Genomic DNA, 24329 nt, shown 5'->3' with positions numbered 1-24329 from the left:
TACAGGCCGACGATGCACTAACAATCAATTTGGACCAGTCAGATGAGGCTGCTCAGCGGGAAACGCGAGGGATCGAGTGGCACCCGCTTGTTACCGGAAGCCGTGTCCCCGAAGTCAATCTTGTTCAAATCAACCATCCTTACATCTCGGTTCCACTGTGTGTGGTAATACATACGCATATTGGTGATGTCGGTCGCCACCGTCCACTGTGTGGAGCTGTAAAACAGTGTGCTCAGTTCACCCGATTCAGACCCACAAAGCGTTGCTGAAACTGGCATATTGAAGTTGTCGATTATCCGAAAGGACTCACGAACCGTATCATAGCCTCCTTCGGTTAGGCGTGCTGTTTGAGTAAGTGCGACCGCACGAATAAAGCGCGAATGAGGAGTAAAGTCCCTAGCAGACCGATCATCCCGCTTCCCACACCCAGAGGAGCAAAACTCTGACCCTCAAGCTCAACTTCTGGCAATGCTACAGCAGACAGATTTAGATAATTTTTCAGTTTGTCGATGTGCCAGTCATAGTTTGGCGCATTAGTGATGACGCCAAGGGGCGCATCAAAGATTGTGAGTTCGCCATCGATGTATTCGATGACCACGGCTTCTCTGCTTGGTTCGGTGACCATATAGTGAAAAGGCGGAACGATACCAATTAAAGGCTCCACAACCGGCACGACCCGTACTTCTTGCAATCCTTCACGAATTTCCGCGATGGATGCGAATTGTGAAGCCAAATATAGTGGAAGATCAACCGGAGCCAGCGATATCCCGGCCTGTTCGGCGTCATACGCTTGGAATTCGGAATAGCCAGGAAGGTAAAAATTCCGACAGTCAGACCAGTTTCATTCGTTGCATCACCCATGATGAGCTTGCCGAGCCCGGTAATGCCGGCCACTCCATATTTCGAAACCCAGCCTATCCCCTCTTTCCCATCATTCATCTTCGTTGCCGTCAGTTCCATTCCTCGCGGGATTACAGCAAATTCTCCTTCCATGTCGAATGTACCCCATTCCATGGTGCGGGAAAAAACGACCGTGCCGTCTTGGCCAGTCAGAGTGATGCCCGTACAAGCGATGCTTGCAGTGGCCGTAACGCAAACAGCGTTTAGCAGACTGAGGGTTAGGCGGCTGATTTTATACGATAATGTCATAGCTGTATCCTCTGAATTGAAACGTACAATGTCTTGCCAAATTGGTATCGATTGACGAGAGATTGCGTCATGGCGCAGCCGTCAATTTGGACAGGCTGACTTTTTGTATGCCATTGTCAAAATTGTCAGGTGCTAGCCAGGTTTCGAATGCTGCTCTAAGCCTTGGCCAATCTGCGTCCAGAACTGAGAACCACGGTGTGTCTCGGTTTCGACCCTTGTAAACAAGCGCCTGACGAAACAACCCGTCATACTGGAAGCCCAACCGTTCTGCGGCGGACTTTGAAGCCGCATTTAAGTCATCACATTTCCATTCGTATCTGCGGTAGCCCAGATCTTCTAACACATGCCTCATCAACAAATGCATTGCTTCGGTTGCGATCGGGGTCTTCTGAAGAAAAGGCGAATAAGCCATGTAGCCGACTTCTATCGTACCGGCGGTAGGATCAATCCGCATAAGGCTGGCAAAGCCGATTGCTTTGTAAGACCGGTTGTCGATGATTGCAAAAAACATTGGGGCTTTGCTGTTGCACACCCAGGCCATCCATTCTTCAAAGGAGGCGGCGTCTGTAAACGGTCCGACAGGCATGTATGTCCACATCTTACCCGCCCGGTCGGCAGTGAATGCATCAAAAAGCGTAGTCGCGTGTTCGCTTTGGTCGAGCGGCTCCATTCGGCAATGGCTCCCATCTAAACGCACCGGTTCTGCGGGTTTCGCACCGACCCAATTTAGAACTTCTACCCCAATCGGTTGCCCAAATTGGTTCAATCGCTGAGTGTGTCCGTTGAGATCTTCTGCGTTCGACATTCGGTGCGCTCAAATTCTTTGAAGGTCGTTCAATGAGGGGAGGACGGTTTATTCGTCTGATGAGAAACCAGGCTCGTCTACGTTTTCAACAGACTCTCCGTTGCCAAGTCGCACGAAGACATAGCGGCAATTTTCTGATGTATCGAATATCTGAGCTCGGTGGATGATCCGTCGTCCGACGAAGCCGTAGTCTCCGGGGCCAAGCTCAAAACTCTTTTCGCCTTCACTCCCCATTCAACCCGAGTGCGACCGGCAAGCATGAACATAAGGCTGTCGTAGTCTTTGTGATGGTGCCATTGGCTGGGGACGTCGCGCGCAGTTACTTCGCACTGACCGACCCAAAGCCCAGGCCCTGAATACGCCGTCTTGCGGGGCTGGCCGTGTGTGTTGGGGCCATCTTTCAGTGCATCTTGGGTCACATGAAAAACCTTGCGACCAAAGACACCAGCGGTTTCCAAGCGTTCTGAAACCATGAAAATTCCCCGTTTCCCTTAGCTTTCAGAGATAAAAACATGGCTGTATGAAAGAGCGCAGCCTTTTTCCGTCGCGAGGCAGACAAATTGAAATCGCCCCGTATGAAACCGCTGAACGATCGGTCGTCGGGTACGCAAAAGACTATCCGGATGGTCTTTTTGCCGATCCTCACTCTCATCCACGCGCACCTTATTTTTGAAAGAATCCATTTATTTAGGTATGGAAAAAGACTGTAAGGTTATATCCGTCTCACCATTGCTAAGGGAACTCGTCATTGCCGCATGCAAGGAACCACTGGATTGGGAAACCGGAGGGCGAGGCCACCAAATCGTGACGCTTGCTCTTGGTGAAATCGAGAGTTCTGAGGCTCTTTCCCTTACGCTCCCACTACCGCGGGGCAAACGTCTTCGCAAAATAACTGATGCCTTGCGCAAACAACCCAACGATGCCAAGACTATTCAAGAATGGGCTCAAGAGGCCGGAGCGTCCGAGCGCACTTTGGCCCGGCATTTCCGCAAAGAGCCTGATCTGAGCTTTGGACAATGGCGCCAGCAAGCCCAGTTAACGGCAGCCTTGGCAGCGCTCTCGACAGGAAAGAACGTCAAACAGGCCGCTTCCATCGCAGGGTTCAATAGCCAATCTGCGTTCGGGTCTGCATTCAAGCAGTTCTTTGGGCTGACACCAGGTCAAGCGAAAATGGGTGCAGAGCAATCATGACCGTTCAGGCAGATATGAAGCAGTTGAAAACCTTGACTGACTGTCAGCGAATGACCGATTGCTACCCCCTATTTGTTCAATTTTCAAAGCAGGGTCCGACAAAACCTCTCTGTCGAGTCGACGGCAATACAACCGGATTAGTTCGCTGTTTAGGATTTTGACTTTCCGGTAGCCAAGTTCAATGGTACCAAATATTTCCAGTTTTTTTTCAAAATGAGCCCAGCTGCGTTTCGTGACAGCGACGACATTTCCGCGATATCCTCGGAGCGGTCATTCGCCGCGCTGTGCATCAATGTCCGCTTTCGGGACTGGGTAGCGTATGGATGACAAACAACCCTGTGGTTGGGTGTGACGCGTTGTGGCAGCATGTGTCCGCCTGCAAGCCTTAATCCCAACCAAGCCAAATAGTCAATGTGGTTGGATGGAGTAGCTAGCGGCGGGGTGTGGAGCTAGCCGGACTGAGTCATAATCCGCGTGTCGGGGGTTCAAGTCCCTCCTCCGCTACCATCACCCACACCTTTTTGGAACGGCTTGATACTAAGGCGTTGAAGTGGCCTTGGATCTCAACCGGCATGCCGTCTTCCTCGGTTTGCGACACAACAATCTCCGAGATCAAGTCGCGACACGTCCACAGTTGGCCACATTAAAATACGATGGTCGTGCTGACGAAGTCGTCAAACTAGAAGCCAGTCGACAAATTCGAAATCCAGATAGTCTGTCCGTAGCGGCTCGCTACCGTCTTTTGTTCCTACGATTTCGATCTCATCGCCGCTGGAAAGAGATACATTTGTAATGGTACGCTCCACGAAAGATGTGTTGTTAGCAAGCTTACCGCCAGCATCCACATTCCAGATGAAATTATCGACCTCGACCCCATTTACCAACAGACTCATCTGTGATTGGCCATCGTTTTCATCAAAGTATCCCAAGTTCAGATCATACACCCCTTCGGCACCAGAAAAGGTATAAGACGCTCTCTGTTCGCCGTTCCCACCCGCCTGAAGATACTGATCGCCGGATGCAACATTGTTATTTTTTATTTTGAACCCGCTAACGATCTGAAAAGTCTCGGCTTCAACCCTGAAGGATGGCGGCGGGCCAACGGTATCGGCGGTAAACCCGGCAAGGGCGGGATCGGCGGCCACCGCATTGCCGCCGGTGTCAAAAACCTCGTCCGCCAGCAGGGCAACGGTATAGGCGCCGTTATCGGCCAGGTCCCAGCTGCCGCCGGGCGCGGCAACGGTATAGGTGGCCGCGCGCGGGGTGCCGTCGCTGTTGATATCAAGGCTGACACCGGTCACGCTCAGCGGTCCCGCAGGGCCGGTCACCGTGATATCACCGATATCGATGCTCGAGACGTCAATGGCCACGTTGTCGGCAAAGGTCACGGTGATCTCGGTATCCGAGGAGCCAGCCTCGGGTGTGCCAATGTTTCCGGCGACAGTAGAAACGACGATTGGGGTGAGAACATCATCCCTGACGATCAATCCGTTGATATAATCTTCAATGTTGGAAATTCCATTGCCGTTTACATCACCATGCGCATCGAAAAGATCGGGGTCAGAACCAACGAATTCCTCGTAACTATCCGGAACACCGTCGTTGTCGCGGTCACTGGGTGCGAGAGTATTTGGTACGCTGTCGTAGCCGCCAACTTCACTGGGTGAATCGATGATGCCACCGGTTCCATCGATCACAGACTGGATGACTCGTGCGTCAATCGAATCCAGTAACGGATATCGCGCACCAGCGTTGGCCAGCACGTAATTTATGACTTCTGATGACGTCAGGACAGGGACGCCGCTGGGTTCAAACACTAGGCTTTCAGAGATTTTTGAGATTGCGTCGCCACCAATTTCTGCAACGTTATCAGACAAATAATAGGCCGCACCATCTTCAGGTGCGCGCAATTGGATTGCCTCGATATCTCTCGTGTCCGGACCTGCGATGTAAACATTTCCAATGACATGAGCCGTCGAATAAGTTCGCCCATTGAATCCAAGTGAACCGTAGTTGTAGATCACGTTGTTGATAAATTCGACCTGGTTTGCATCTGCTATGGTCGCGTTCCTGAATTGGTTGTGAGCAAACAAATTTCCATATACGGTTACATTGGAACTATCGTCGCCGACCATCAGAGCCATCGAATGGTCGCCTTTCGGGTGGAGCGAGGATTTTAACGCCTCCGAGAATATGTTGTTCGAAAGCGTAATGTTTCTGGACCCGTACCAGACTGTAATCAACTCATCTATCGACCAGCTTAAGGAATTGCTGTCGATCACGACGTTTTCGACTTGACCTAAACTGCTACCGATCGAGATGGCGTCTCTATTATCGGGTTCGTCACCGTCTCCGTCGCCTGGACGGAAATGAAGTCCGCGAATAATTACATTGCTCTCGACAATCCTAAGCTTTGCGCCAGTTATGGTTATGCCTTCGGGAGAGGTTTGACCCGCGATCGTTACATCACCGTTGACTTGGATCGCTTCTTCAAGATTTATCTGCCCGCTTACCTCGAAAACAACGATGCGCGGACCATCTAATTCCTCTAGGGCCCATCGGAGAGTCCCCGGACCGGAATCGGCGAGGCTTGTCACCTTGACAATCTCACCACCCCGACCACCAACTGTTGCGGAACCAAACCCAATTGCTCCGTCAAAGGCAATGTCTTCTTGCGAGAGATCGTTGTCCATCAGACTTCCCGTTATCGAACTTGTTCGCATCCTCCGGGTCGAAGAAACTTGTTCTCTTGCTGAACAAAAATAATCTCAAAATGAGGGGAAAAAATCATTACCAAAGTCGTACTATGCCATTTTTAGGCCAAAATATCTAGTGTCAGGCCCTATAAACAGCCGTGGAGCCTAATGGCCGGCTGCTTACACAACTCGGACACTACCGTAGTTTAGTCGATCATCCGTTGTCTGTTAGGAACTGTCATGAGGCTTGATCCCAATAAAGTATCGTACTCCGCGAAATAGAACACGAGAGGTCTGGCCCCTCTTGGCTGTTATCGGCGCGCCAGCTTTGGTGCTTTCTGGAGCCCCCCTCCAATCACCTTTGGGGAATACGTCAGAGACAACGTGATCAATTTGAAAAAGAGCACTGAGTACCTGTGTTATCCCTGACGTAAATCAGCCCGGTCAAAGTATTAAATTCGACCGGGCAAAAACCTAAAAGCATTCGGCCAATGTCTTCGCCATGTTGAGGATGACTTGGGGGTACAGTTTTGCACCGGGCTCCAGATCAGAGCCCAGAGGATCGATCTCACCTGTTTTGGCTTCCGTGCCATCCAGCACAACCTCGACAACTCCGGGGTTGAACTGAGGTTCAGCCAGCACGCAATCTACACCCTCATCCCTGATCCGGGCCTGAATTTCTGCAATGCGGGCCGGGCTTGGGTCAGATGCGTCGCTGATAGAAATTGCCCCTGACGCGCGGAAGTCAAACGCATCCTCGAAATATTGGTAGGCATCGTGGAACACGATAAAGCTGCCGCCTCGGGCGGGCTCAAGGGTCTTGGCCACTTCGACAGACAGGGTATCCATTTCGTCTCGCGCTGCTGCGGCGTTTGCATAGTAAGCACCCGCGTTATCCGGATCCGCGGATGAAAGCTGTGACGCGATCGCGTTCAACCAGGTTTGAGCGTTTGCCGGGGAAAGCCATGCATGGGGGTCATGTAGGCCGTGTGCGTGCTCATCGTGGTCGGTATGATCATCGTGCTCTTCATGTTTGGCATGATCGTCGTGATCGTCGTCTTCATGTTCGTCGTGACCATGCTCGTCCGCGTGCGCACGCTCTTCATCATGCCCGTGTTCATCGTGTTCTTTGTTTTCGACGTGGTCGTCGTGATCGTGCTCATCATGTGCGTCGTGGTCGGCATGATCTTCATGAGCATCGTGATCCCCATGATCATGCGCCTCGAACAAAGCATTTTCCCGGAAATCAAGAAGAACCGTGCCGTCCACTTCCAGCAAGGAAGTAACGGTTGCGCCATCGGCAAGCGTCTCCACTGCGCCTTCCATCCAAGGTGTCAGCCCCTCACCCATCCAGAACACAAGGTCTGCTTCTTGCAGTGCTGCGGCTTCAGAGGGGCGCAGGTTGTATTCATGCGGCGAGGCACCAGGCTGCACGATCAGATCAGGCGTTCCCACGCCCTCCATAACCCGTGCTACCAGCGAGTGAATAGGAGCGATGTCGACCGCTACATTCGGAACATCCGCCATGGCCGTTCCACCCATAAGTACGGCGGTGATCGATACTGGAAGAAGCTTTCTGGACATCAGACCCTCTGTGTGATTTTATAACGTTACGAGCGGCATATATGATATGGAATAACATGACAAGTGATACGCACCCCATTCCGACCGAGGACATGGCCCCGGTTGCGTTCCAGAAGCACGACCACGAGAATTGCGTTGAGACTGCGCTGACCACGGCGGATGCTCAGTGCAAAGAGGAAGGGCTGCGCCTGACCCCGGTCCGACGCAAAGTTCTGGAAATGTTGCTGCAAGAACATCGCGCGCTTGGGGCGTATGCAATTCTTGATCGTTTGCGTGACGAAGGATTTGGATCACAACCGCCTGTAGCCTATCGCGCGCTCGATTTCCTCGTCCAAAACGGGTTTGTCCATAAGATCGAACGGTTGAACGCATTTGTTGCTTGCTCTCACCCCGGTGCTGCACATTCGCCGGCCTTTATGATCTGCCGAAAATGCGATGCTGTGGCCGAGGCACAATCAACCCCGGCCAAAGGCGTTCTGGGTGCGGCAGCGCGCGCCGCAGGATTCGAGATTGAACGAACGGTAGTAGAAGCTGAAGGGCTGTGCCCGGACTGCACCCAAAAGGCGCAGAAATGACCCTGATCACCGTTGATAATCTCAGCGTGCGCTACGGTTCAAATACCGTTTTGCGCCATGTTGACATGACAATCGAGCCCGGCGAGATCGTTACGATCGTCGGCCCGAACGGCTCAGGCAAGACCAGTCTATTACGGGCCATCATCGGTGCAACCAAGCCATCAGTTGGCCAAGTTTCACTAAAGCCCGGTCTAAAAATCGGATACGTGCCGCAAAAGCTGCACATCGATCCGACATTGCCAATATCTGTCGAACGGTTCATGCGCCTGACCAATCGCGTGTCGCGCAAGCAATGCACCGAAGCGCTTGAAACTGCCGGCGTGCCTGACCTTTTGACACGCCAGATGTCGCAATTGTCCGGAGGTCAGTTTCAGAGGGTATTGCTAGCCAGAGCCCTCATCAATCGACCCGAAGTTTTGCTTTTGGACGAAGCGACCCAGGGCCTGGATCAACCAGGATCGGCAGCGTTTTATCACCAGATCGAAAATGTCCGGCGCGAAACCGGTTGTGCCATTTTGATGATCAGTCATGAACTGCATGTGGTTATGAGCGCGTCTGACAGGGTTGTCTGTCTGAACGGGCATGTGTGCTGCGCGGGCTCTCCGGCCGTAGTTGCGTCGGCGCCGGAATACCGCGCCTTATTCGGAACAGGTACAGGCGGTGCGTTGGCCCTTTATCGTCATGATCACGACCACGATCATGACCACAGTGAACATTCTCAGGAAGCCGCAGAATAATGCTTGATGATTTCATGATGCGCGCAACGCTTGCGGGCATTGGCGTTGCCATCGCCGCAGCCCCTTTAGGATGCTTCGTTGTCTGGCGCCGGATGGCGTATTTTGGAGATGCCACTGCACATGCGGCAATCCTGGGCGTGGCACTCTCACTGACATTTCAGATGTCTATTTTTGCAGGAGCGTTAGCAGTTGCGCTTGCCATGGCACTGATCGTGACTCTGTTAACCGGACGCGGATACGCAATGGACACGCTTTTGGGGGTTCTGGCGCATTCCGCGCTTGCTTTCGGCCTTGTCGCTGTCTCGTTCTTGTCTGGTGTACGTATCGATTTGATGGCCTATCTCTTCGGCGACATTCTTGCAGTGTCGCGATCTGATCTGGTCGTGATCTGGGGCGGTGCCGCGCTGGTCGTGGCCTTGATCGCGTGGCGGTGGTCGCAACTTCTGACGGCAACGTTGAACGAAGAACTGGCTTATGCCAGCGGATTTGATCCCAAGCGCGAGCAGTTGATCCTGACTTTGGCCCTCGCCGTGACCGTGGCCGTGGCAATCAAAGTCGTCGGCGTTTTGCTGATTGCGGCCATGTTGATCATTCCGGCCGCCGCGGCGCGGGGTTTGGCGCGGTCACCGGAAACGATGGCATTGATCGCAGCCGCGATCGGCGCTTTCTCCGCAGTCGCGGGCCTGAGGGCAGCATATGTGTTCGATACGCCTGCAGGTCCATCGATTGTCTGCGTTGCGGCCGTATTGTTCGCCTTTTTCAGCTTAATCGGACAGCAGGCGCAGCGCCGGGTTTAGATCATGCACTCGGGGCATTTTCCAACTCCTGCCACCCGATGGTAGGTCGAAATAAATCCACCCAACAATCCTGACTATTGAACTCAGGTTGACTTACCTGACTATTTCTATCAGTTAAATCCTCGAGTGCCTCGCACCGATGGCACTCGAGAATATGTTTCTGACAGGAAAGTGTCACCTGAATGACCAAACTTTTTGCTGCAACCAGCATCTTAACCCTTAGCGTTGCCTCAGCATCCGCTGCAGCTGATGCACCGTCCAAGGCCGATGTTTTAAACACCTATGCAAACATCGCTGAGGCAAAATACGATGACAGCCTGATCGCGGCCAAGGAGCTGCAAGAGGCCGTAGACGCTATGATCGCCGATCCGACTGATACCGCTCTGAACGCGGCGCGTGCTGCGTGGATTGCTGCGCGCGTGCCCTACCAGCAGACCGAAGTCTACCGCTTCGGCAACGCCATTGTTGACGATTGGGAGGGCAAAGTGAATGCTTGGCCGCTGGACGAAGGTTTGATCGACTATGTCGAGGCCCCCTATAGCGGCCCTGCAGATGAGAACGCGCTTGCCGCATTGAACGTGATCGCAAATCCTACCTTTAATCTGTCCGGTCAGGCCATCGATGCGCGTGAAATCACCCCGGAACTTCTGGGCGATACCCTACATGAAGCAGACGGGATCGAGGCGAATGTGGCCACCGGCTATCACGCCATCGAATTCCTGCTATGGGGTCAAGACCTGAACGGCCATGGCAAAGGTGCGGGCAACCGTCCGTACACTGATTATGTTCAGGGAGATGGCTGCACAAACGGGAACTGCGACCGACGCGCCCGGTATCTGAGTGCCGCCACCGAACTGTTGGTCAGCGATTTGGCATGGATGGCCGACCAGTGGAAAGACGGTGGCGAAGCGCGCGCCGCTTTGATTGCGAACGAAACGGCTGGCGTCTCGGCCATCCTGACAGGCATGGGCTCTTTGTCCTACGGTGAACTGGCTGGTGAACGTATGCGCCTCGGCCTGATGCTGAACGACCCCGAAGAAGAGCAGGATTGCTTTTCGGACAATACTCACAACAGCCACTATTACGACGGCCTTGGCATACAGAACGTCTATTTGGGCAGTTACACTCGCATAGATGGCACCCCAGTGTCCGGCGCGTCGCTGTCTGACCTCGTGATTGCCTCCGATCCCGCGCTGGATACCGAGATGAAGGTCAAGCTTGCCAACACCATGCAGTCCCTGGGCCTTTTGAAAGCAACAGCCGAAGCCGGTTTCACCTACGACCAGATGCTGGAACGCGGAAATGAAGGCGGTGAGTTGCTGATCATGGGTGGCGTCAATGGCTTGATTGATCAGACCAAAACTATCGAGCGTATCGTGATCACACTGGAACTCGATCAGATCAACATTGAAGGGTCAGACAGTCTGGATAATCCAAACGCGGTCTTCCACTAAGCAAGTGTCGGGTGAGAAACGTGCGCGCCTTTACGCTTCTTGCCCGTCGCCCGCCGTACTATTGGCTGGACTTGATAAAAATAACTTACTATTTAACTAAGAAATGTATCGAGCAGAGATTCACCATGATCGTATGTCACTGCACAAACATATCTGACCATGATATCCGCGCCGCGATCGACTGGATGCGAACAGCCGACGCGCGGGCAATCATCACACCTGGCAAGATCTATCACGCGCTTGGAAAATCGGCGGATTGCGGCGGCTGCATGCCCCTTTTTCTGGACACGATGAGATCGAGCGATAATCTGGAAGTTCCCATACAGCTCCGCGCCCTGCGCGCCGAAGCAACCCAGGAGAAAGCAGATGAAGGGCGATCCCAAAGTCATAGAATATCTCAACAAATCTCTGCGGCATGAACTGACAGCCGTCAGCCAGTATTGGCTGCACTATCGCCTGCAAGAGGATTGGGGCCTTGGTCATATGGCCAAGAAAAGCCGCGAGGAATCCATCGAAGAGATGGAGCACGCGGACAAACTGATTGAACGTATTATCTTTCTGGAAGGCCACCCCAACCTGCAAAAACTTGACCCCCTGAGGATCGGACAGACCCCAAAGGAAACACTGGAATGTGACTTGGCGGCGGAACTGGATGCCCGCGCACTTTATGCCGAGGCCCGCGATTATTGCCGCGAGGCGGGCGACTTTGTTTCCATGTCACTGTTCGAAGGGCTGCTCCGGGATGAGGAAAGCCATATCGACTTCCTCGAAACTCAGCTTGACCTTTACGAAAGGATTGGCGAAGCCAACTATGCGCAACTCAACGCATCGAAAATGGACGAAGGCGAATAGGTTTGTCGCGCTGTCAGTGGCCGCGCTTGCGGCCACACAAACGCTTGCCACCGAACTGCAGGATCTCCACCTAAATTTTGAACCCCGCACCGAGGATGAACGCCTTCGCGTCGCCCGCGCCACCGCTGCGCCATCGGATTTCAGCAACTCGCAGAAGTTCGAGGAACTATCAGCCGGTGCCGCGACCGTCCGCGCTCTTACGGATGCTAACGCGTTTTCGCAGCCTTCAGGCAATCTGAGCTTTGAGCAAGAGCTGGACTTTAAGGTCGGCAACGGGCTGTTCCGGAAAATCTGGGTGTCTTCTCCGGCTTCTACACTGGCCTCGGATGGGCTGGGGCCGCTTTACAATGCCCGCTCGTGTCAGCGCTGTCACATCAAGGACGGGCGCGGGCATACCCCCAACGGCCCCGAAGACAACGCGATTTCGATGTTTCTGCGGGTTTCGATCCCCGGTGGTGAGGGGATCGAAGAAATTGAGGACTACATCGCCACCCAACCCGAACCGAACTACGGTGGCCAGATGCAGGATCTGGCCCTGCCCGGCCATCCGGCGGAATACCGGCTGGACATCACATACAAGGACGTGCCGGTCACCTTGTCGGACGGCGAAACCATCACATTACGCAAACCGACCTACGCTGCGGCTGACCTGGGATACGGACCGTTGCACCCGGATGCCATGCTCAGCCCGCGTGTGGCGCCGCAGATGATCGGTCTCGGGCTACTCGAAGCGATCCCGGTCGAGGACCTGCTGGCCAATTCCGACCCGGAAGATGCTGATGGCGACGGCATCTCAGGTCGTCCAAACATCGTCTGGGCAACAGAATTTGCCAAACCAATGATGGGCCGGTTCGGGCACAAGGCCGGGATGCCCACAATCATGGAGCAATCGGCGGCAGCCTTTGCCGGTGATCTCGGCATCTCCAGCCCGCTCTACCCTGCCGGTCACGGAGATTGCACCACAGCACAGATCGATTGCGTGAGCGCTCCACATGGTGACGGTGATGATCGCTTGTTCGAGATCGACCAGACCGGCATGGATCTGGTGGCTTTCTACAGCCGCAATCTGGGCGTTCCCACGCGGCGCGATGTAGACGACCAGCAGGTTTTGCGTGGCAAACAGGTGTTCAACGATACTGGCTGTGCCTCGTGCCATACACCCGCTTTTGTCACCCACCGCATGCCGGACCGGCCCGAGCACAGTTTTCAGCTGATCTGGCCTTATTCCGACCTGCTGTTGCATGACATGGGCGAAGGACTGGCCGACAACCGCCCCGAAGCGCGTGCCACGGGCCGCGAATGGCGTACCCCGCCACTGTGGGGAATTGGCCTGACGCAACAAGTCTCGGGACATACGCAGTTCCTGCATGACGGCCGAGCGCAATCCTTGCTGGAAGCCATCTTGTGGCACGGAGGTGAGGCACAGTCAGCCCGCGATACGGTTGTCACCATGCCCAAACCCGACCGTAATGCCTTGATCCGGTTTCTCGAAAGCCTGTGATCGGACACAAAGGATTTCACGCTCAGTTTGCCCTTGCTGCCCCAGATGCCCTTCAAACAAGGCTGCACGGCCATGCTGACAGCATCGCTATTTCCGGTGAGGGGAAACCGTAGCCATCATCTGACGGCGCGAAAGGTCAACTGGGTGAAGTTTTCCGATTGCAAGATGTCTGCGGCATTGGCCCCGGCCTCGAGGGTTTCGTTTTCACATCAGGCACTGGGATCGTTGGCGAACTCTCATCCAACCCTCTCGGTTCCGCCTATTTGGACTGCCAATGGGGCAATCACCTGATCCCAATTCAAACACCCGCAAAAACTCGGCAAATCCCGCCACATAGATTACACTTGGAAGAATCAAACTGCTGCCGTATTGGCGGGCGCTAAATACGCACTCAAAAGTTAAGGACTGACCTGATTGAAACAGACGCCCGACGCACCGCATTCCATTTACGGGGTTGAGAAATGGGGCAGAGGCCTTATCGAGGTGACGGAGCAGGGAGAAATCGGTCTGCGCAATCCTCTGGTTCCTGAGGCGGCGGCGATCAGCCTGCCCGGTATCCTCAGCGATCTGGATGACCGGGGCATCAAGGCGCCGATGGTCTTGCGCGTTACGTCTTATCTAGAGCATGAAATCGCCCATCTGAACGAAAGCTTCCGCGATGCCATCACGCGCGTCGGCTACAAGGGCTCTTATCGCGGTGTCTTCCCGATCAAGGTGAACCAGCAGGCGCAGGTGGTCGATCGGATCGTCGAGTTCGGTAAGAAATACAACTACGGCCTTGAGGCCGGATCCAAGCCCGAACTGGTCGTGGCGTTGGCCCACCGGCTGGCCCCCGAAGCCTTGATCGTGTGCAACGGCGTCAAGGACGCAGAATTCATCCAGCTGGCCATCCTCAGCCGCAAAATCGGTTTCAACACCGTTATCGTTCTGGAAAGCCCGAAAGAAGCCGAAACAGTTATCGAAGTCTACAATGAGCTCGGCATCGAGCCCCTGATCGGCGTGCGGGTAAAACTGACCAACCAGATCAGCGGTAAATGGGAGGAAAGCTCGGGCGACCGCTCGGCCTTTGGCATGAATACCGATCAACTGGTGGCCACCGTCGACAAGTTGAAAGCGGCGGGCCTGTTACACTGCCTGAAGCTGCAGCATTCACATCTTGGCTCTCAGGTGCAGGACGTCAACGACGTCCGCCGCGCCGTTGGTGAGGCTTGTCGCTATTACACTGAACTGACGCGTGAGGGCGTGCCTCTGACCCATCTAGACCTCGGCGGCGGTATGGGCGTGGACTATACCGGCGAGAAGAAAGCGGCTGAGAATTCGATTAACTACACGGTCGAGGAATACTGCGCCAATGTCGTCGAAACCGTCGCTTATGCGATGGATGAGGCCGAAGTCAACCATCCCACACTGGTCACAGAAAGCGGCCGTGCGGTGGTGGCGACATCCTCGATGCTGGTCTTCAACGTGTTGGAAAGCACGCTTTACGACGCACCAAACGGCCCCGAGGTCGAACCCGAAGATCACCATCTGGTTTCGGACCTCGCCGCCGTGCATGGCTATCTCAGCAGCGACCGCCTGCAGGAATGCTGGAACGACGCTACTTTCTATCGTAACGAACTGCGTGCACTGTTCCGCCGAGGCTACGTTGACCTGCGTCAGATGGCCCGGGCCGAGCGTATCTATCTGTCGCTGATGGCCCGCCTCAAAGCACTGGCGGCGAATGAGGATCTGGAAACCGATGTAGACGACCAGTTTGAGAAAGTGGCCGATATCTATCACTGCAACTTCTCGCTGTTCCAATCCCTGCCCGATGTCTGGGCCATCGATCAGCTGCACCCGATTGTACCGTTGCAAAACCTGAACCAGATGCCGGACCGCCGCGCCGTGCTGTCAGACATCACCTGCGACAGCGACGGTAGGATCGACCGGTTTATTCTAGCCGACGGCGTCTCGCCCAGCCTGCCGGTGCACTCTTTGCCTGAGCACGAAGAATACTTGATGGGTGTCTTCTTTGTCGGCGCCTATCAGGAAACACTGGGCGATCTGCACAACCTGTTCGGTGATACGAACGTGGTCACGATCGACTTGCGCCCCGATGGCGGCTTCGACCTGCTGCACGAGCAGGAGGGTGACACAATTTCCGAAGTCATGTCCTATGTCGAGTTCGACCCGCAGGATTGCGTCGCCGCCTTCCGCAAAATGGTGGACGAGGCGATCTCGACAGGTACTCTGATGGCTAAGGATCGCAAAACCCTGATGAGCGCCTATCGCGACTCGATCAACGGCTACACCTATTACGAATAACCCCAGAGAGGAGATTACCCCCATGGGAACTTTGAGTGGCAAAACACTGGTTGTCGGCGCGGGCGGCGTATCCCACGCCGCCGTGCACAAGATGGCGATGAATTCGGACATCTTCACCGAAATCACTCTGGCCAGCCGGACCAAATCGAAATGCGACGCCATCGCCAAAGCGGTGAAAGAACGCGTGGGCATTGATATCGCAACGGCAGAACTGGACGCCTACAAGGTCGAAGACACGGTCAAGCTGATCAAGGAAACCGGCGCTGAAATCCTCGTGAACCTCGCCCTGCCCTATCAGGATCTGGTTTTGATGGATGCGTGCCTTGAGGCCGGCATCCACTATCTCGACACCGCGAATTATGAGCCCGAGGATGAGGCCAAGTTCGAATACCACTGGCAATGGGCCTATCAGGAGCGGTTCAAAGAGGCGGGCCTGACTGCCATCCTCGGCTCGGGCTTCGATCCGGGCGTGACATCCGTCTTCGCCAAATGGCTGAAGAAGCACAAGCTGGACACCATCCGCCAGATCGACGTGCTGGACGCCAACGGCGGCTCGAACGATCAGGAATTCGCCACCAACTTCAATCCCGAAATCAACCTGCGCGAAGTGCTGGCCGAAGTGCGCCACTGGGAAAACGGTGCATGGCACCATAGCCCGGCACTGACCAACAAGGTCGAATACGACTTCCCTGCCATCGGCCGGAAAAACATGTACCAAATGTATCATGAGGAACTGGAGTCGCTTTCCACCCACTTCCCCGAGATTGAGCGTGCCCGTTTCTGGATGACCTTTGGCGACGCCTATATCAAACACGCGACGGTACTTCAGAACGTAGGCATGACCCGCATCGACCCGGTGATGCATGACGGCAAGGAAATCATCCCGATCCAGTTCCTGAAAACCTTGCTGCCCGACCCCGGCGATCTGGGCGCGGAAACCAAGGGCAAGGCCTGCATCGGCGACATCGCCACTGGTCAGGCCAAGGACGGATCGGGTGAAAAGACCTATTACATCTACAACATCTGTGACCACGAAGAGTGCTATGCCGAAGTCGGCAGCCAGGCCGTCAGCTACACCACCGGCGTTCCCGCCATGATCGGCGCTGCGCAGGTGCTGAAAGGCAACTGGCGCGAACCGGGCGTCTGGAACATGGAACAGCTGGACCCGGACGACTTTATGGACATGCTGAATGAGCATGGCCTGCCATGGCAGGTCCACGAACTCGACGGCCCGGTCGAATTTTGATCCACACAGCTTCATCTGGCTAAAAATATCCCGGGGGGTCCGGGGGGCAGAGCCCCCCGGCCTCTCCACAATCGGAGACGCCGGACATGTCCGACATGATGACCACCCAAGCCGGTGATGCCGGAGCCTTCCGCAATTTCGACCTCAACCGCGTGCCCACCCCGTGTTTCGTGGTCGATGAAAAGGCCGTCGAACGCAACCTTACGATCCTTGCTGACATCGGCACCCGATCCGGCGCGCATGTGCTGAGCGCGCTCAAGGCGTTTTCGATGTTCGCACTGGCCCCTCTGGTGCGCCAGCACCTCGGCGGCACCTGCGCCAGCGGCATCTATGAGGCCCGGTTAGGCCGTGAAGAATATGGCGGCGAAGTCGCAACTTTCTGTGCCGGATACAAGGACGCTGACATAGACGAAATCCTTTCGCTGTCCGACCACATCATCTTCAACTCTCCGGCGCAGAAAGACCGCTTCCTCTCCAAGGCCCAATCCGCCAATGTTCAGGTGGGTCTGCGCATCAACCCGGAACATTCCGAGGGTGAGATACCGAAATACGATCCCTGCGCGCCTTGCTCGCGTCTGGGTACGCCAGCCAGCCAATTGACCGCCGAGACTCTGACCGGAGTCGACGGGTTGCACATGCACACGCTCTGCGAACAGGGGTTCGAGCCGCTGCAACGCACCTGGGAAGCGGTCGAGCCAAAACTTAGGCCATTCCTCGGCCAGCTCAAATGGCTGAACTTCGGCGGCGGCCACCACATCACCCGCGATGACTATGACCGCGACGGGCTGGTGGCGTTCATCAAAACCATCCGCGAAAAATACGGTATCACCGTCTATCTCGAACCCGGCGAGGCGGTGGCTCTGGACGCGGGCATTCTGGTCGGCGAAATCCTCGACCTGCCGACCAATGGTATAGATCTGGCCATTACCGATATCTCAGCCACCTGCCACATGCCCGATGTGATCGAGGCCCCTTATCGCCCCGCCCTGATGAACGAGGCCGAGGCAGGTCATACCTACCGCCTCGGCGGGCCGTCCTGTCTGGCGGGGGACGTGATCGGCGACTACACATGGGACAAACCGCTGGAGATCGGGCAGCGCTTTGCCTTCCTCGATCAGGCTCATTACTCGATGGTCAAGACCAACACCTTCAACGGGGTTCCGCTACCCACCATCGCGTTGTGGAACAGCGAAACGGACGAGCTGAAAGTCATCAAACAGTTCGGCTATGAAGACTTTAAGGACCGACTCTCATGAGCATTTTCCTAAACAGCGAACTGACAGCCTTCGAGCGCACCGAGAACGCTCGTTTCCGCGTGATCCCCGTACCGCTAGAACGCACGGTTTCCTACGGCTCGGGCACCGCAAAAGGACCCGAAGCCATCATCGAGGCCAGCAACGAATTGGAACGGATCATCGGCCACGCCGAGCCCTGCGTCGAAGGCATCCACACCGAAGCGCCACTGGATTGTGACGCCGCACTTCCCGAAATCATGGAACGTCTTGCCCAGCGCACCGAAACGGCTGTGCGGGCAGGCAAGGTGCCGGTTGTCTTGGGCGGTGAACACTCGCTCAGCTACGGTTCAGTGATGGGCGTGGCCCGCGCCCTGAACCAGCCTATCGGTATTGTCCAGATCGACGCCCATGCCGATCTGCGTAACGCATACCAAGGTGAGAAACACAGCCACGCCTCGGTCATGCACCTGCTGGCCGAAGAGGGCATTCGCCTGGCCCAGTTCGGCGTTCGCGCCTTTTCCACCGAAGAAGCGCAAAGCCGCTTAAAGAACCACGTCTTCCATGTGGATGCAGAAGAACTGGTTACCGGCAATATCCACGCCGTGGACCTGCCCGAGGATTTCCCCGAGCTGGTTTACGTCAGTTTCGATGTCGACGGTCTGGACCCGTCACAGATGCCTGCAACCGGTACACCAGTTCCGGGCGGGCTGGGCTATTATCAGGCACTGCGATTGATCGAACACGCCCTCAAGGGTCGAAAATGCGTGGGCTTCGATGTCGTTGAACTGGCCCCTGACGGCAATGCCGCCTGGGATTTTACCGCGGCTCAGATCGTCTATCGCTTGATGGCGGCCTGTTAGCCCTCGGATGTTTCGTTCAGTTCCATGTGCCCCTCGCCCTTGTTCAGGACTCGGCGCAACATAGGCTCAAAGAACTCCAGCGGTTTTGTCGGGTAATCCGGGTCGAACGCCTTCTGGTCGTATTCATGACAGAAATAGCGGCAGTCCTCCCAATAGGGGCTATCGCGATATTTTTCGCGCGCGTTCCGATCGCCGCCAAGGTGATGGTTGTAATAGTAGCCCTGAAACACACAGTGATGCTTGAGAATCCAATGGGTTTTCTCGCTGACATAGGGTTTCATCATCGCGGCTGACAACTCACCGTGATTGTAGGGCGACAGGATATCGCCGGTGTCGTGGATCAGGGCGGCGACCACCAACTCCTCGTCCGCGCCATCCTCATAGGCCCGCGACGCGGCCTGCAGGCTGTGCTGATAACGGTTTACAGGATAGGGCGTCCACTCTTCGTCCAGCGAGCGGACCGCATCCAGAATCCTGTCTGGAAGAGCGGCGTTATAAGTTTCTTCATATTCCATGACGGCGTCCCAGTCGGCCTTGGTGGCCTCTTCAAAACTGGTCCAGGTTGGTTTGTGGCTTTTATCCAGCATCGCACATTCCTTAGGCTCAGGTGTTGAGTGCAGATTAGCGCAATGCCTCTGGTTAAAAAAATGAATTGATTTTATCAGAACGATGAAAAAATACTTTCATTATGCAACTCAAGGCGCTCGAAACATTTCTCTGCGTGGCCGAGACCGGAGGCTTCCATGCCGCTGCGCGCAAGTTGAACGTAACCCAGACAGCCGTCAGCGCACGAATTCGACTGATTGAGGAAGAAACTGGCAAACCGCTTTTCACACGTGGTGCCGGAGGCACTGGCCTGACTGATTTCGGGCGACAGTTTCGCCCCTACGCCGAACAAATGCTGTCATTGTGGTCCTTCGCAGCTCGCGACTTGCCGATGCAGACACAAAATCGGGTCGCCTTGCGTTTGGGCGCACAGTTAAGCATCTGGGATCCGTTGCTGGTCGATCTAGCCATTCAGTTTGAAGAGCGTTTGGGTCAGCTTCTGCTGACGTTGAACTTTGACCATGATTTGAACATGGTCGATGCAGTTGCCACCCATGTTCTGGATGCCGCACTCACTCATGAACACCCCAAAGATCCGCGTGTGCAGTCGCACGAATTGAGTGCAGAACGTTTGATACTCGTTGAAACCCCGACCGCGGATGATCCGGTCTTCGTCAATCTGGAATTGGGAGAGCTCTATCAAGACCACGTGCGCACAACCGCGCGGCAGGCAAGGGGACAAACGGTGTTTCTGGGCAATTGCCTGATGGCATTGCGCTATCTCCTGCAAAGGGGCGGGACCGGATATTTTCCGGAATTTGTCATTCGCGACCACCTGTCCAATGGCGATCTGATCCCGGTAGTTGGCGCAATAGACCTGATGTTGCCTTTGTATCTGGTGACCCGCAAGGGCACTGCCACTTCCAGCGATATTCTGACGTGCCTGACCGATCTGAGGGAGCCGTACTAGGCTTGTGGAACCCCGTCGGTCGTGCCTCGGTATCGTCTGCGTACCAAAGGTCGCCCAGCGATCAACAGGAATAGCCCTGAAATAAGAATGCCGATAATTGCAGGCAGGTACAGCAGCATCCACAGCTTTGGCTCGGCGATAACAACCGGAGAGACAAACCCTCTCACACCTTCGAGAAGGATCAAAATCGTAAACGCACCCAAAATCTGTGGCCACAAGCCAAAACGAGAAAAACCGCCCAGCATCAGGGTCGAATATCCGGCCAAAGCCACTGCTATGCAGATCGCAACCCAGGAAAAACGTTGGTGCAGCTCGTCGATCAGTTCTCCTTCGGGAAAGCCTTCGGCGGCAATGATGGTCTCTCGATCCCGTAGCAACTCGACCGTGGGGATAGCCTCAAGGCTGCGCTCGGCCGTCTTATTCGTGTTTGCCAGTGCAGAAATGTCATAGGAGGCATCGGCGAACAGGGTTGAAGACAGCGTTCTGCCTTGCTGATTTAAACGCAACGCAACCCCGTCCAACATCACTAGGTGAATGCCGGACTCATTGTTCACCAGATATGCTGTCGTCGACGAGTAACTGACCGGATTGAGAGCATCCCGGCGGTCTGACACGAAGACCTCTGACAGCGTACCGTCTAGGTCAATCTTGCCGATATAAACCGTGACCCCCTTAGCTGGGTGCAGGAACTCTCCCTCATTCAGCAACTGTGCGGTAACATCTCCGGCCACCTCGGCCTGACGTTGTTCAAGTTGTTCAACCGAAGCGGGGCGTAAAAACACGCTGATGACGGCCATCATCAGTCCAGCGATCACACCAAACAAGACGACCCCGCGCGCCAGCCGCCACGGGCTGGAACCGGTGGCCAGCATAACCGGCAATTCGCTTTCACGGCTCAGGCGATTGGTGGCATAAACAGCTGCAGCGAACACGGCCATCGGCATCACGGTCCGGATCAACGTCGGCAAGGTAAGCGCGGTGAACTCCAAAAACACTATGGCTGACTGCCCGCCGCTGATAACACGGTCAAAAAGACTGACTGAGCGGGTGATCCAAAACACTCCGACCAGAACCAGAGTGAAAAAGCCGAACAGAATCAACAACTGCCGCAGGAAATATCCATCAAAGCGCGACATGTACCCTCATCCGACCGTTTGCAGTTCGCGTGGACAATAGGTCAATCGAACGGCAGAGGAAACCACATTACAGGCTAATCAGCCAATTGCAGCGCTACGCGTCATCCATGTGTGAGAGAAATGGCAGGGGCAGCAGGGTTCGAACCCGCGACCTACGGTTTTGGAGTTCGTTGGTCTTTAATATCCAGAGATGTCCACATATATCTATCCTTATGGAATTGCAGAGTTTAGGCATATAGGTATATTCAGAGGTATCGCTGTCAAACGCACAAAATGCACAAAAAACGCACAAAAAATGAAACTCCGACTGAACGAAAGCAAAGCGGAAGGCCTAAAACCCAAAGACAAGGGCTACGAGGTCCGCGACGAGATTGTCCGTGGACTAGTGCTGCGAGTAGGCAAGCGCGGCCAGAAGGTATGGGAAGTTGTCTTACCGCGTGGCAAGCGCCGTGAGCGCGAGCGGCTGGGAACCTTCCCAGATATCAGCGTCAAACAGGCACGAAAGCTAGCTGAGGAAGCGAAAGAGCAGGCTCACACCATGCGCACGGGCAACAGCGCGAAGACAGTCTCTGACCTTTTCGACGCCTACAAAGCTGCGCGCGAGGGTGAATTGCGAACTTGGCACGATATCCAATCTGTTTGGGATGTCTGGGCGAAGGATCGCATTGGCCACGTCAGGGCTACGGACCTTAACTTTTATCATGGTCAGGACCTGAGAACTCACGTCAGTAAAAAGTCGTCACCCGTTCGGGCAGGTGCCGTTGTTAGCTACCTGCGTCCTTTCCTTGCGTGGTGTGCGGAAGAACAGATGATAAAGAACAATCCTTGGGAAAAGCTCAAGGTCGGCGCAAAGGCAGGAAACAGGGATCGGGTGCTGTCTACTGACGAATGGGCGGCGATTTATTCAGCCGCTTGCGAAATGCCTTACCCTTTCGGGCCATTTACCCAGGCATTGATGCTGAGCGCTCAACGGATCAGCAACGTGGCTCAGATGCGCTACGACGAGATACAGGGCGATGTCTGGGTGATCCCAAAAGAAAAGGTGAAAGCCACGCGCACAGCCAGTGCCAAGGCGCACGAGGTTCCCTTGTCGTCAGCATTGGCTGAGCTGATTGCCGGTGTGAAAAAGCGTGGTGATTTTGTTTTTACCACCACGGGCGAAAAACCAATCACACCAGGATCGAAGCTGAAAGCCAAGTTGCAGAAGTTGTCCCAAACGTCTGACTGGCGGTTTCACGATATCCGACGCACCGCCGCAACACTCATGACAACTGGCAACGAGGTAGGGAAAGCAAATCGGTTCATCGTTGAGCGCGTTTTAGGCCACGCGGATAGCAGCGTGACGGCAATCTATGACCGCGCGACATACCGGGGCGAAAAGCGTGAGGCTTTAGAAGTGTTGGCGGCGACCGTCACAAGCACAAACCTAGGCGGCGTAGGCCCAAAACGAAATGTAGTGAGTATCTCGAAATGATTATTAAGGCGGATACTGGCACTAATGAAGCGCTAGTTGAGGTCTGCGCTTACCACTTGGGCCAGCATTTCGTTGACGAATATAATTGGCATCTTTCCCTTGGTTGGTTCCTTGATGTTGAACTCGTTCAGGCGACGGACAAAGCTGGGCAGTCAAAGGCACTACAGGAAATTCAGAATTCGCTTTCAATTGCTCTCAGGCAGATGAACGCCCTGCACCCCAGCGTTAAACGCGCGATGGAGTGGCAAGTTTCGAAAAACCTCACAAATGATATGCCATCCACCAAGTTTAAGACGTTCACTCAACTTGATGGTGAATGGGTGCCATTCAAGTCATATGACAACTTGGAAATCCTTGTGAGGACCGCACTATCATCCTTTCTGGGTTTGCCAGCGGATACCCCGGGATTGGAGTTCAAGTTGGTTCGGTCAAAAGACTCTGCGCTTTCTGCCGCTAATGTCGCTCTGTCCGGTGAAAGCATCAAAAACATAACATACCGCCAAAGAGACGGCGAAACTTGGCAAAAGGCCCTGACGGTAAAAAGGTGCCGTGATTTCTGGCGAATAGCCAAGGGGGTCGAAGCGCCTAAGACCTCATCGGGGCCATTTAGCGAATTTCTGGGGGATATTGTCGATGCGCTGGGGCGTCGGGACAGATGGACCAGCATACCGGCGGTCATGCGCGCTTGGGTCAAATGTGCGGATAGTGATGAGCTCTTTCTCTGACTTCGTCAGAGTTCACATCTAAGCCTCCTAATTTGTGTTTAGCTGTTAATGTAATAGCCCGAAATATCTTCAAATTGCTCTGTATTCACGTCGCGCCTTGGCAAACGCCAAACAGCGGCCACAGCCTCACGGAGGTCGAGATGAATACAGTTCCTTCGCTCTCAGAGCAGCCGTTTCAACCAGACGAGTATTACTCACCGGATGATGTTTCGGAGGCGCGCGTCGCCGCAAAGCAGACGTTGGCAAAATGGCGTCATGAGAAAAAAGGTCCCGCATATATCAAATCCGGTAGCCGCGTTCTCTACAGCGGCAAAGACCTGATTGACTGGCTGAAAGCTCAACGTGTTGAGCCGACCGCTGCCTAAAAGAAACCCCCACCCGAGGCACGGGCGGAGGCAAATTCTTTTAGGTGGTACTGAAAGTATAGCCGAGCGTCCGATGCCTTTCAACAAAAGAAAGGTAATATCGAATGATTATCGGGAATAACCGAAC

Annotated in this window: 21 protein-coding genes, 1 tRNA gene and 1 pseudogene; 17 read left to right on the top strand and 6 right to left on the bottom strand. The window is 54.7% G+C overall.

Going from position 1 to position 24329, the window contains the following annotated elements; translation table 11 throughout:
- Positions 1–38 precede the first annotated feature (38 nt).
- Together GOW93_RS20970 and GOW93_RS17310 are read right to left on the bottom strand one after the other, a co-directional pair.
- Positions 39–1014, bottom strand: a pseudogene (locus GOW93_RS20970) (linear amide C-N hydrolase).
- 202 nt (positions 1015–1216) lie between these two features.
- A complete protein-coding gene (locus tag GOW93_RS17310; RefSeq protein ID WP_254443660.1) occupies positions 1217–1819 on the bottom strand; it encodes a GNAT family N-acetyltransferase in 603 nt (200 codons plus the stop codon).
- Positions 1820–2623: 804 nt separating this feature from the next.
- Between GOW93_RS17310 and GOW93_RS17305 the strand changes: the two genes are divergently transcribed.
- Both GOW93_RS17305 and GOW93_RS17300 read left to right on the top strand, forming a co-directional pair.
- Entirely contained in the window at positions 2624–3145 is a 522-nt protein-coding gene (locus tag GOW93_RS17305) for a helix-turn-helix domain-containing protein (RefSeq protein WP_170387048.1), read from the top strand.
- Positions 3146–3580: 435 nt separating this feature from the next.
- Positions 3581–3652 (top strand) — tRNA-OTHER (locus GOW93_RS17300).
- Positions 3653–3819: 167 nt separating this feature from the next.
- Here the strand turns inward: GOW93_RS17300 and GOW93_RS17295 are convergent.
- Positions 3820–5838: a hypothetical protein gene (locus GOW93_RS17295; RefSeq protein ID WP_170387046.1), complete on the bottom strand. Its 2019-nt coding sequence runs from the start codon at positions 5836–5838 to the stop codon at positions 3820–3822.
- Between the two features lie 477 nt (positions 5839–6315).
- Positions 6316–7425 carry a zinc ABC transporter substrate-binding protein gene (locus tag GOW93_RS17290; RefSeq protein ID WP_170387044.1) on the bottom strand — a complete coding sequence of 370 codons (1110 nt, stop codon included), beginning with the start codon at positions 7423–7425 and terminating at the stop codon, positions 6316–6318.
- A 56-nt stretch (positions 7426–7481) separates the two neighbouring features.
- Here GOW93_RS17290 and GOW93_RS17285 point away from each other — a divergent pair, with 56 nt between their 5' ends.
- The 11 genes from GOW93_RS17285 (at position 7482) to speB (ending at position 18986) form a co-directional block, all read left to right on the top strand.
- Positions 7482–8000: a Fur family transcriptional regulator gene (locus GOW93_RS17285; protein ID WP_170387042.1), complete on the top strand. Its 519-nt coding sequence runs from the start codon at positions 7482–7484 to the stop codon at positions 7998–8000.
- A complete protein-coding gene (locus GOW93_RS17280; protein WP_170387041.1) occupies positions 7997–8737 on the top strand; it encodes a metal ABC transporter ATP-binding protein in 741 nt (246 codons plus the stop codon). The genes GOW93_RS17285 and GOW93_RS17280 overlap by 4 nt, the downstream gene beginning before the upstream one ends.
- Positions 8737–9534 (top strand): iron chelate uptake ABC transporter family permease subunit, encoded by a 798-nt coding sequence (locus tag GOW93_RS17275; RefSeq protein WP_170387039.1) that lies wholly within the window; start codon positions 8737–8739, stop codon positions 9532–9534. Before GOW93_RS17280 ends, GOW93_RS17275 begins: the two co-directional genes overlap by 1 nt.
- A gap of 182 nt (positions 9535–9716) precedes the next feature.
- A complete protein-coding gene (locus GOW93_RS17270) occupies positions 9717–10988 on the top strand; it encodes an imelysin family protein (RefSeq protein ID WP_170387037.1) in 1272 nt (423 codons plus the stop codon).
- Between the two features lie 125 nt (positions 10989–11113).
- Entirely contained in the window at positions 11114–11407 is a 294-nt protein-coding gene (locus tag GOW93_RS17265) for a (2Fe-2S)-binding protein (protein WP_170387064.1), read from the top strand.
- A complete protein-coding gene (gene bfr / locus GOW93_RS17260) occupies positions 11355–11840 on the top strand; it encodes a bacterioferritin (RefSeq protein WP_170387035.1) in 486 nt (161 codons plus the stop codon). The genes GOW93_RS17265 and bfr overlap by 53 nt, the downstream gene beginning before the upstream one ends.
- Entirely contained in the window at positions 11800–13341 is a 1542-nt protein-coding gene (locus GOW93_RS17255; protein WP_170387033.1) for a di-heme oxidoreductase family protein, read from the top strand. The genes bfr and GOW93_RS17255 overlap by 41 nt, the downstream gene beginning before the upstream one ends.
- Positions 13342–13755: 414 nt before the next feature.
- Positions 13756–15645, top strand: a complete 1890-nt coding sequence (gene speA / locus GOW93_RS17250; protein WP_170387031.1) for a biosynthetic arginine decarboxylase — start codon at positions 13756–13758, stop codon at positions 15643–15645.
- 22 nt (positions 15646–15667) lie between these two features.
- A complete protein-coding gene (locus GOW93_RS17245; RefSeq protein WP_170387029.1) occupies positions 15668–16891 on the top strand; it encodes a saccharopine dehydrogenase family protein in 1224 nt (407 codons plus the stop codon).
- Between the two features lie 86 nt (positions 16892–16977).
- Entirely contained in the window at positions 16978–18147 is a 1170-nt protein-coding gene (gene nspC, locus GOW93_RS17240) for a carboxynorspermidine decarboxylase (protein ID WP_170387027.1), read from the top strand.
- Positions 18144–18986: an agmatinase gene (gene speB, locus GOW93_RS17235; protein WP_170387025.1), complete on the top strand. Its 843-nt coding sequence runs from the start codon at positions 18144–18146 to the stop codon at positions 18984–18986. Before nspC ends, speB begins: the two co-directional genes overlap by 4 nt.
- Here the strand turns inward: speB and GOW93_RS17230 are convergent.
- The gene (locus tag GOW93_RS17230) at positions 18983–19573 is read right to left on the bottom strand and encodes an HD domain-containing protein (RefSeq protein ID WP_170387023.1); all 591 of its coding nucleotides are present in this window, start codon (positions 19571–19573) and stop codon (positions 18983–18985) included. The two genes, speB and GOW93_RS17230, sit on opposite strands and share 4 nt — an antisense overlap.
- Positions 19574–19674: 101 nt before the next feature.
- On the opposite strand from GOW93_RS17230, the gene GOW93_RS17225 reads away from it, so the two are divergent.
- On the top strand, positions 19675–20502 hold the full coding sequence (locus GOW93_RS17225; RefSeq protein ID WP_170387021.1) for a LysR family transcriptional regulator: 828 nt from the start codon (positions 19675–19677) through the stop codon (positions 20500–20502).
- On the opposite strand, the gene lptF is transcribed toward GOW93_RS17225, so the two are convergent.
- Entirely contained in the window at positions 20499–21638 is a 1140-nt protein-coding gene (gene lptF / locus GOW93_RS17220; protein ID WP_170387019.1) for an LPS export ABC transporter permease LptF, read from the bottom strand. The two genes, GOW93_RS17225 and lptF, sit on opposite strands and share 4 nt — an antisense overlap.
- A 190-nt stretch (positions 21639–21828) precedes the next feature.
- Between lptF and GOW93_RS17215 the strand changes: the two genes are divergently transcribed.
- The 3 genes from GOW93_RS17215 to GOW93_RS20670 all read left to right on the top strand — a co-directional run bounded on the left by GOW93_RS17215 (position 21829) and on the right by GOW93_RS20670 (position 24202).
- The gene (locus GOW93_RS17215; protein ID WP_170387017.1) at positions 21829–23112 is read left to right on the top strand and encodes a tyrosine-type recombinase/integrase; all 1284 of its coding nucleotides are present in this window, start codon (positions 21829–21831) and stop codon (positions 23110–23112) included.
- Positions 23109–23837, top strand: coding sequence for a hypothetical protein (locus tag GOW93_RS17210; RefSeq protein ID WP_170387015.1), 729 nt, complete (start codon positions 23109–23111; stop codon positions 23835–23837). Before GOW93_RS17215 ends, GOW93_RS17210 begins: the two co-directional genes overlap by 4 nt.
- A 140-nt stretch (positions 23838–23977) precedes the next feature.
- Positions 23978–24202, top strand: a complete 225-nt coding sequence (locus GOW93_RS20670) for a helix-turn-helix domain-containing protein (RefSeq protein WP_174819142.1) — start codon at positions 23978–23980, stop codon at positions 24200–24202.
- Positions 24203–24329 lie beyond the last annotated feature (127 nt).

The sequence above is a fragment of the Ruegeria atlantica genome (assembly GCF_013032455.1).
Classification (GTDB): Bacteria; Pseudomonadota; Alphaproteobacteria; order Rhodobacterales; family Rhodobacteraceae; genus Ruegeria; species Ruegeria atlantica_B.
The sequence above is the reverse complement of the archived record's forward strand: the minus strand, read 5'-3'. Positions and strand labels throughout refer to the sequence as shown.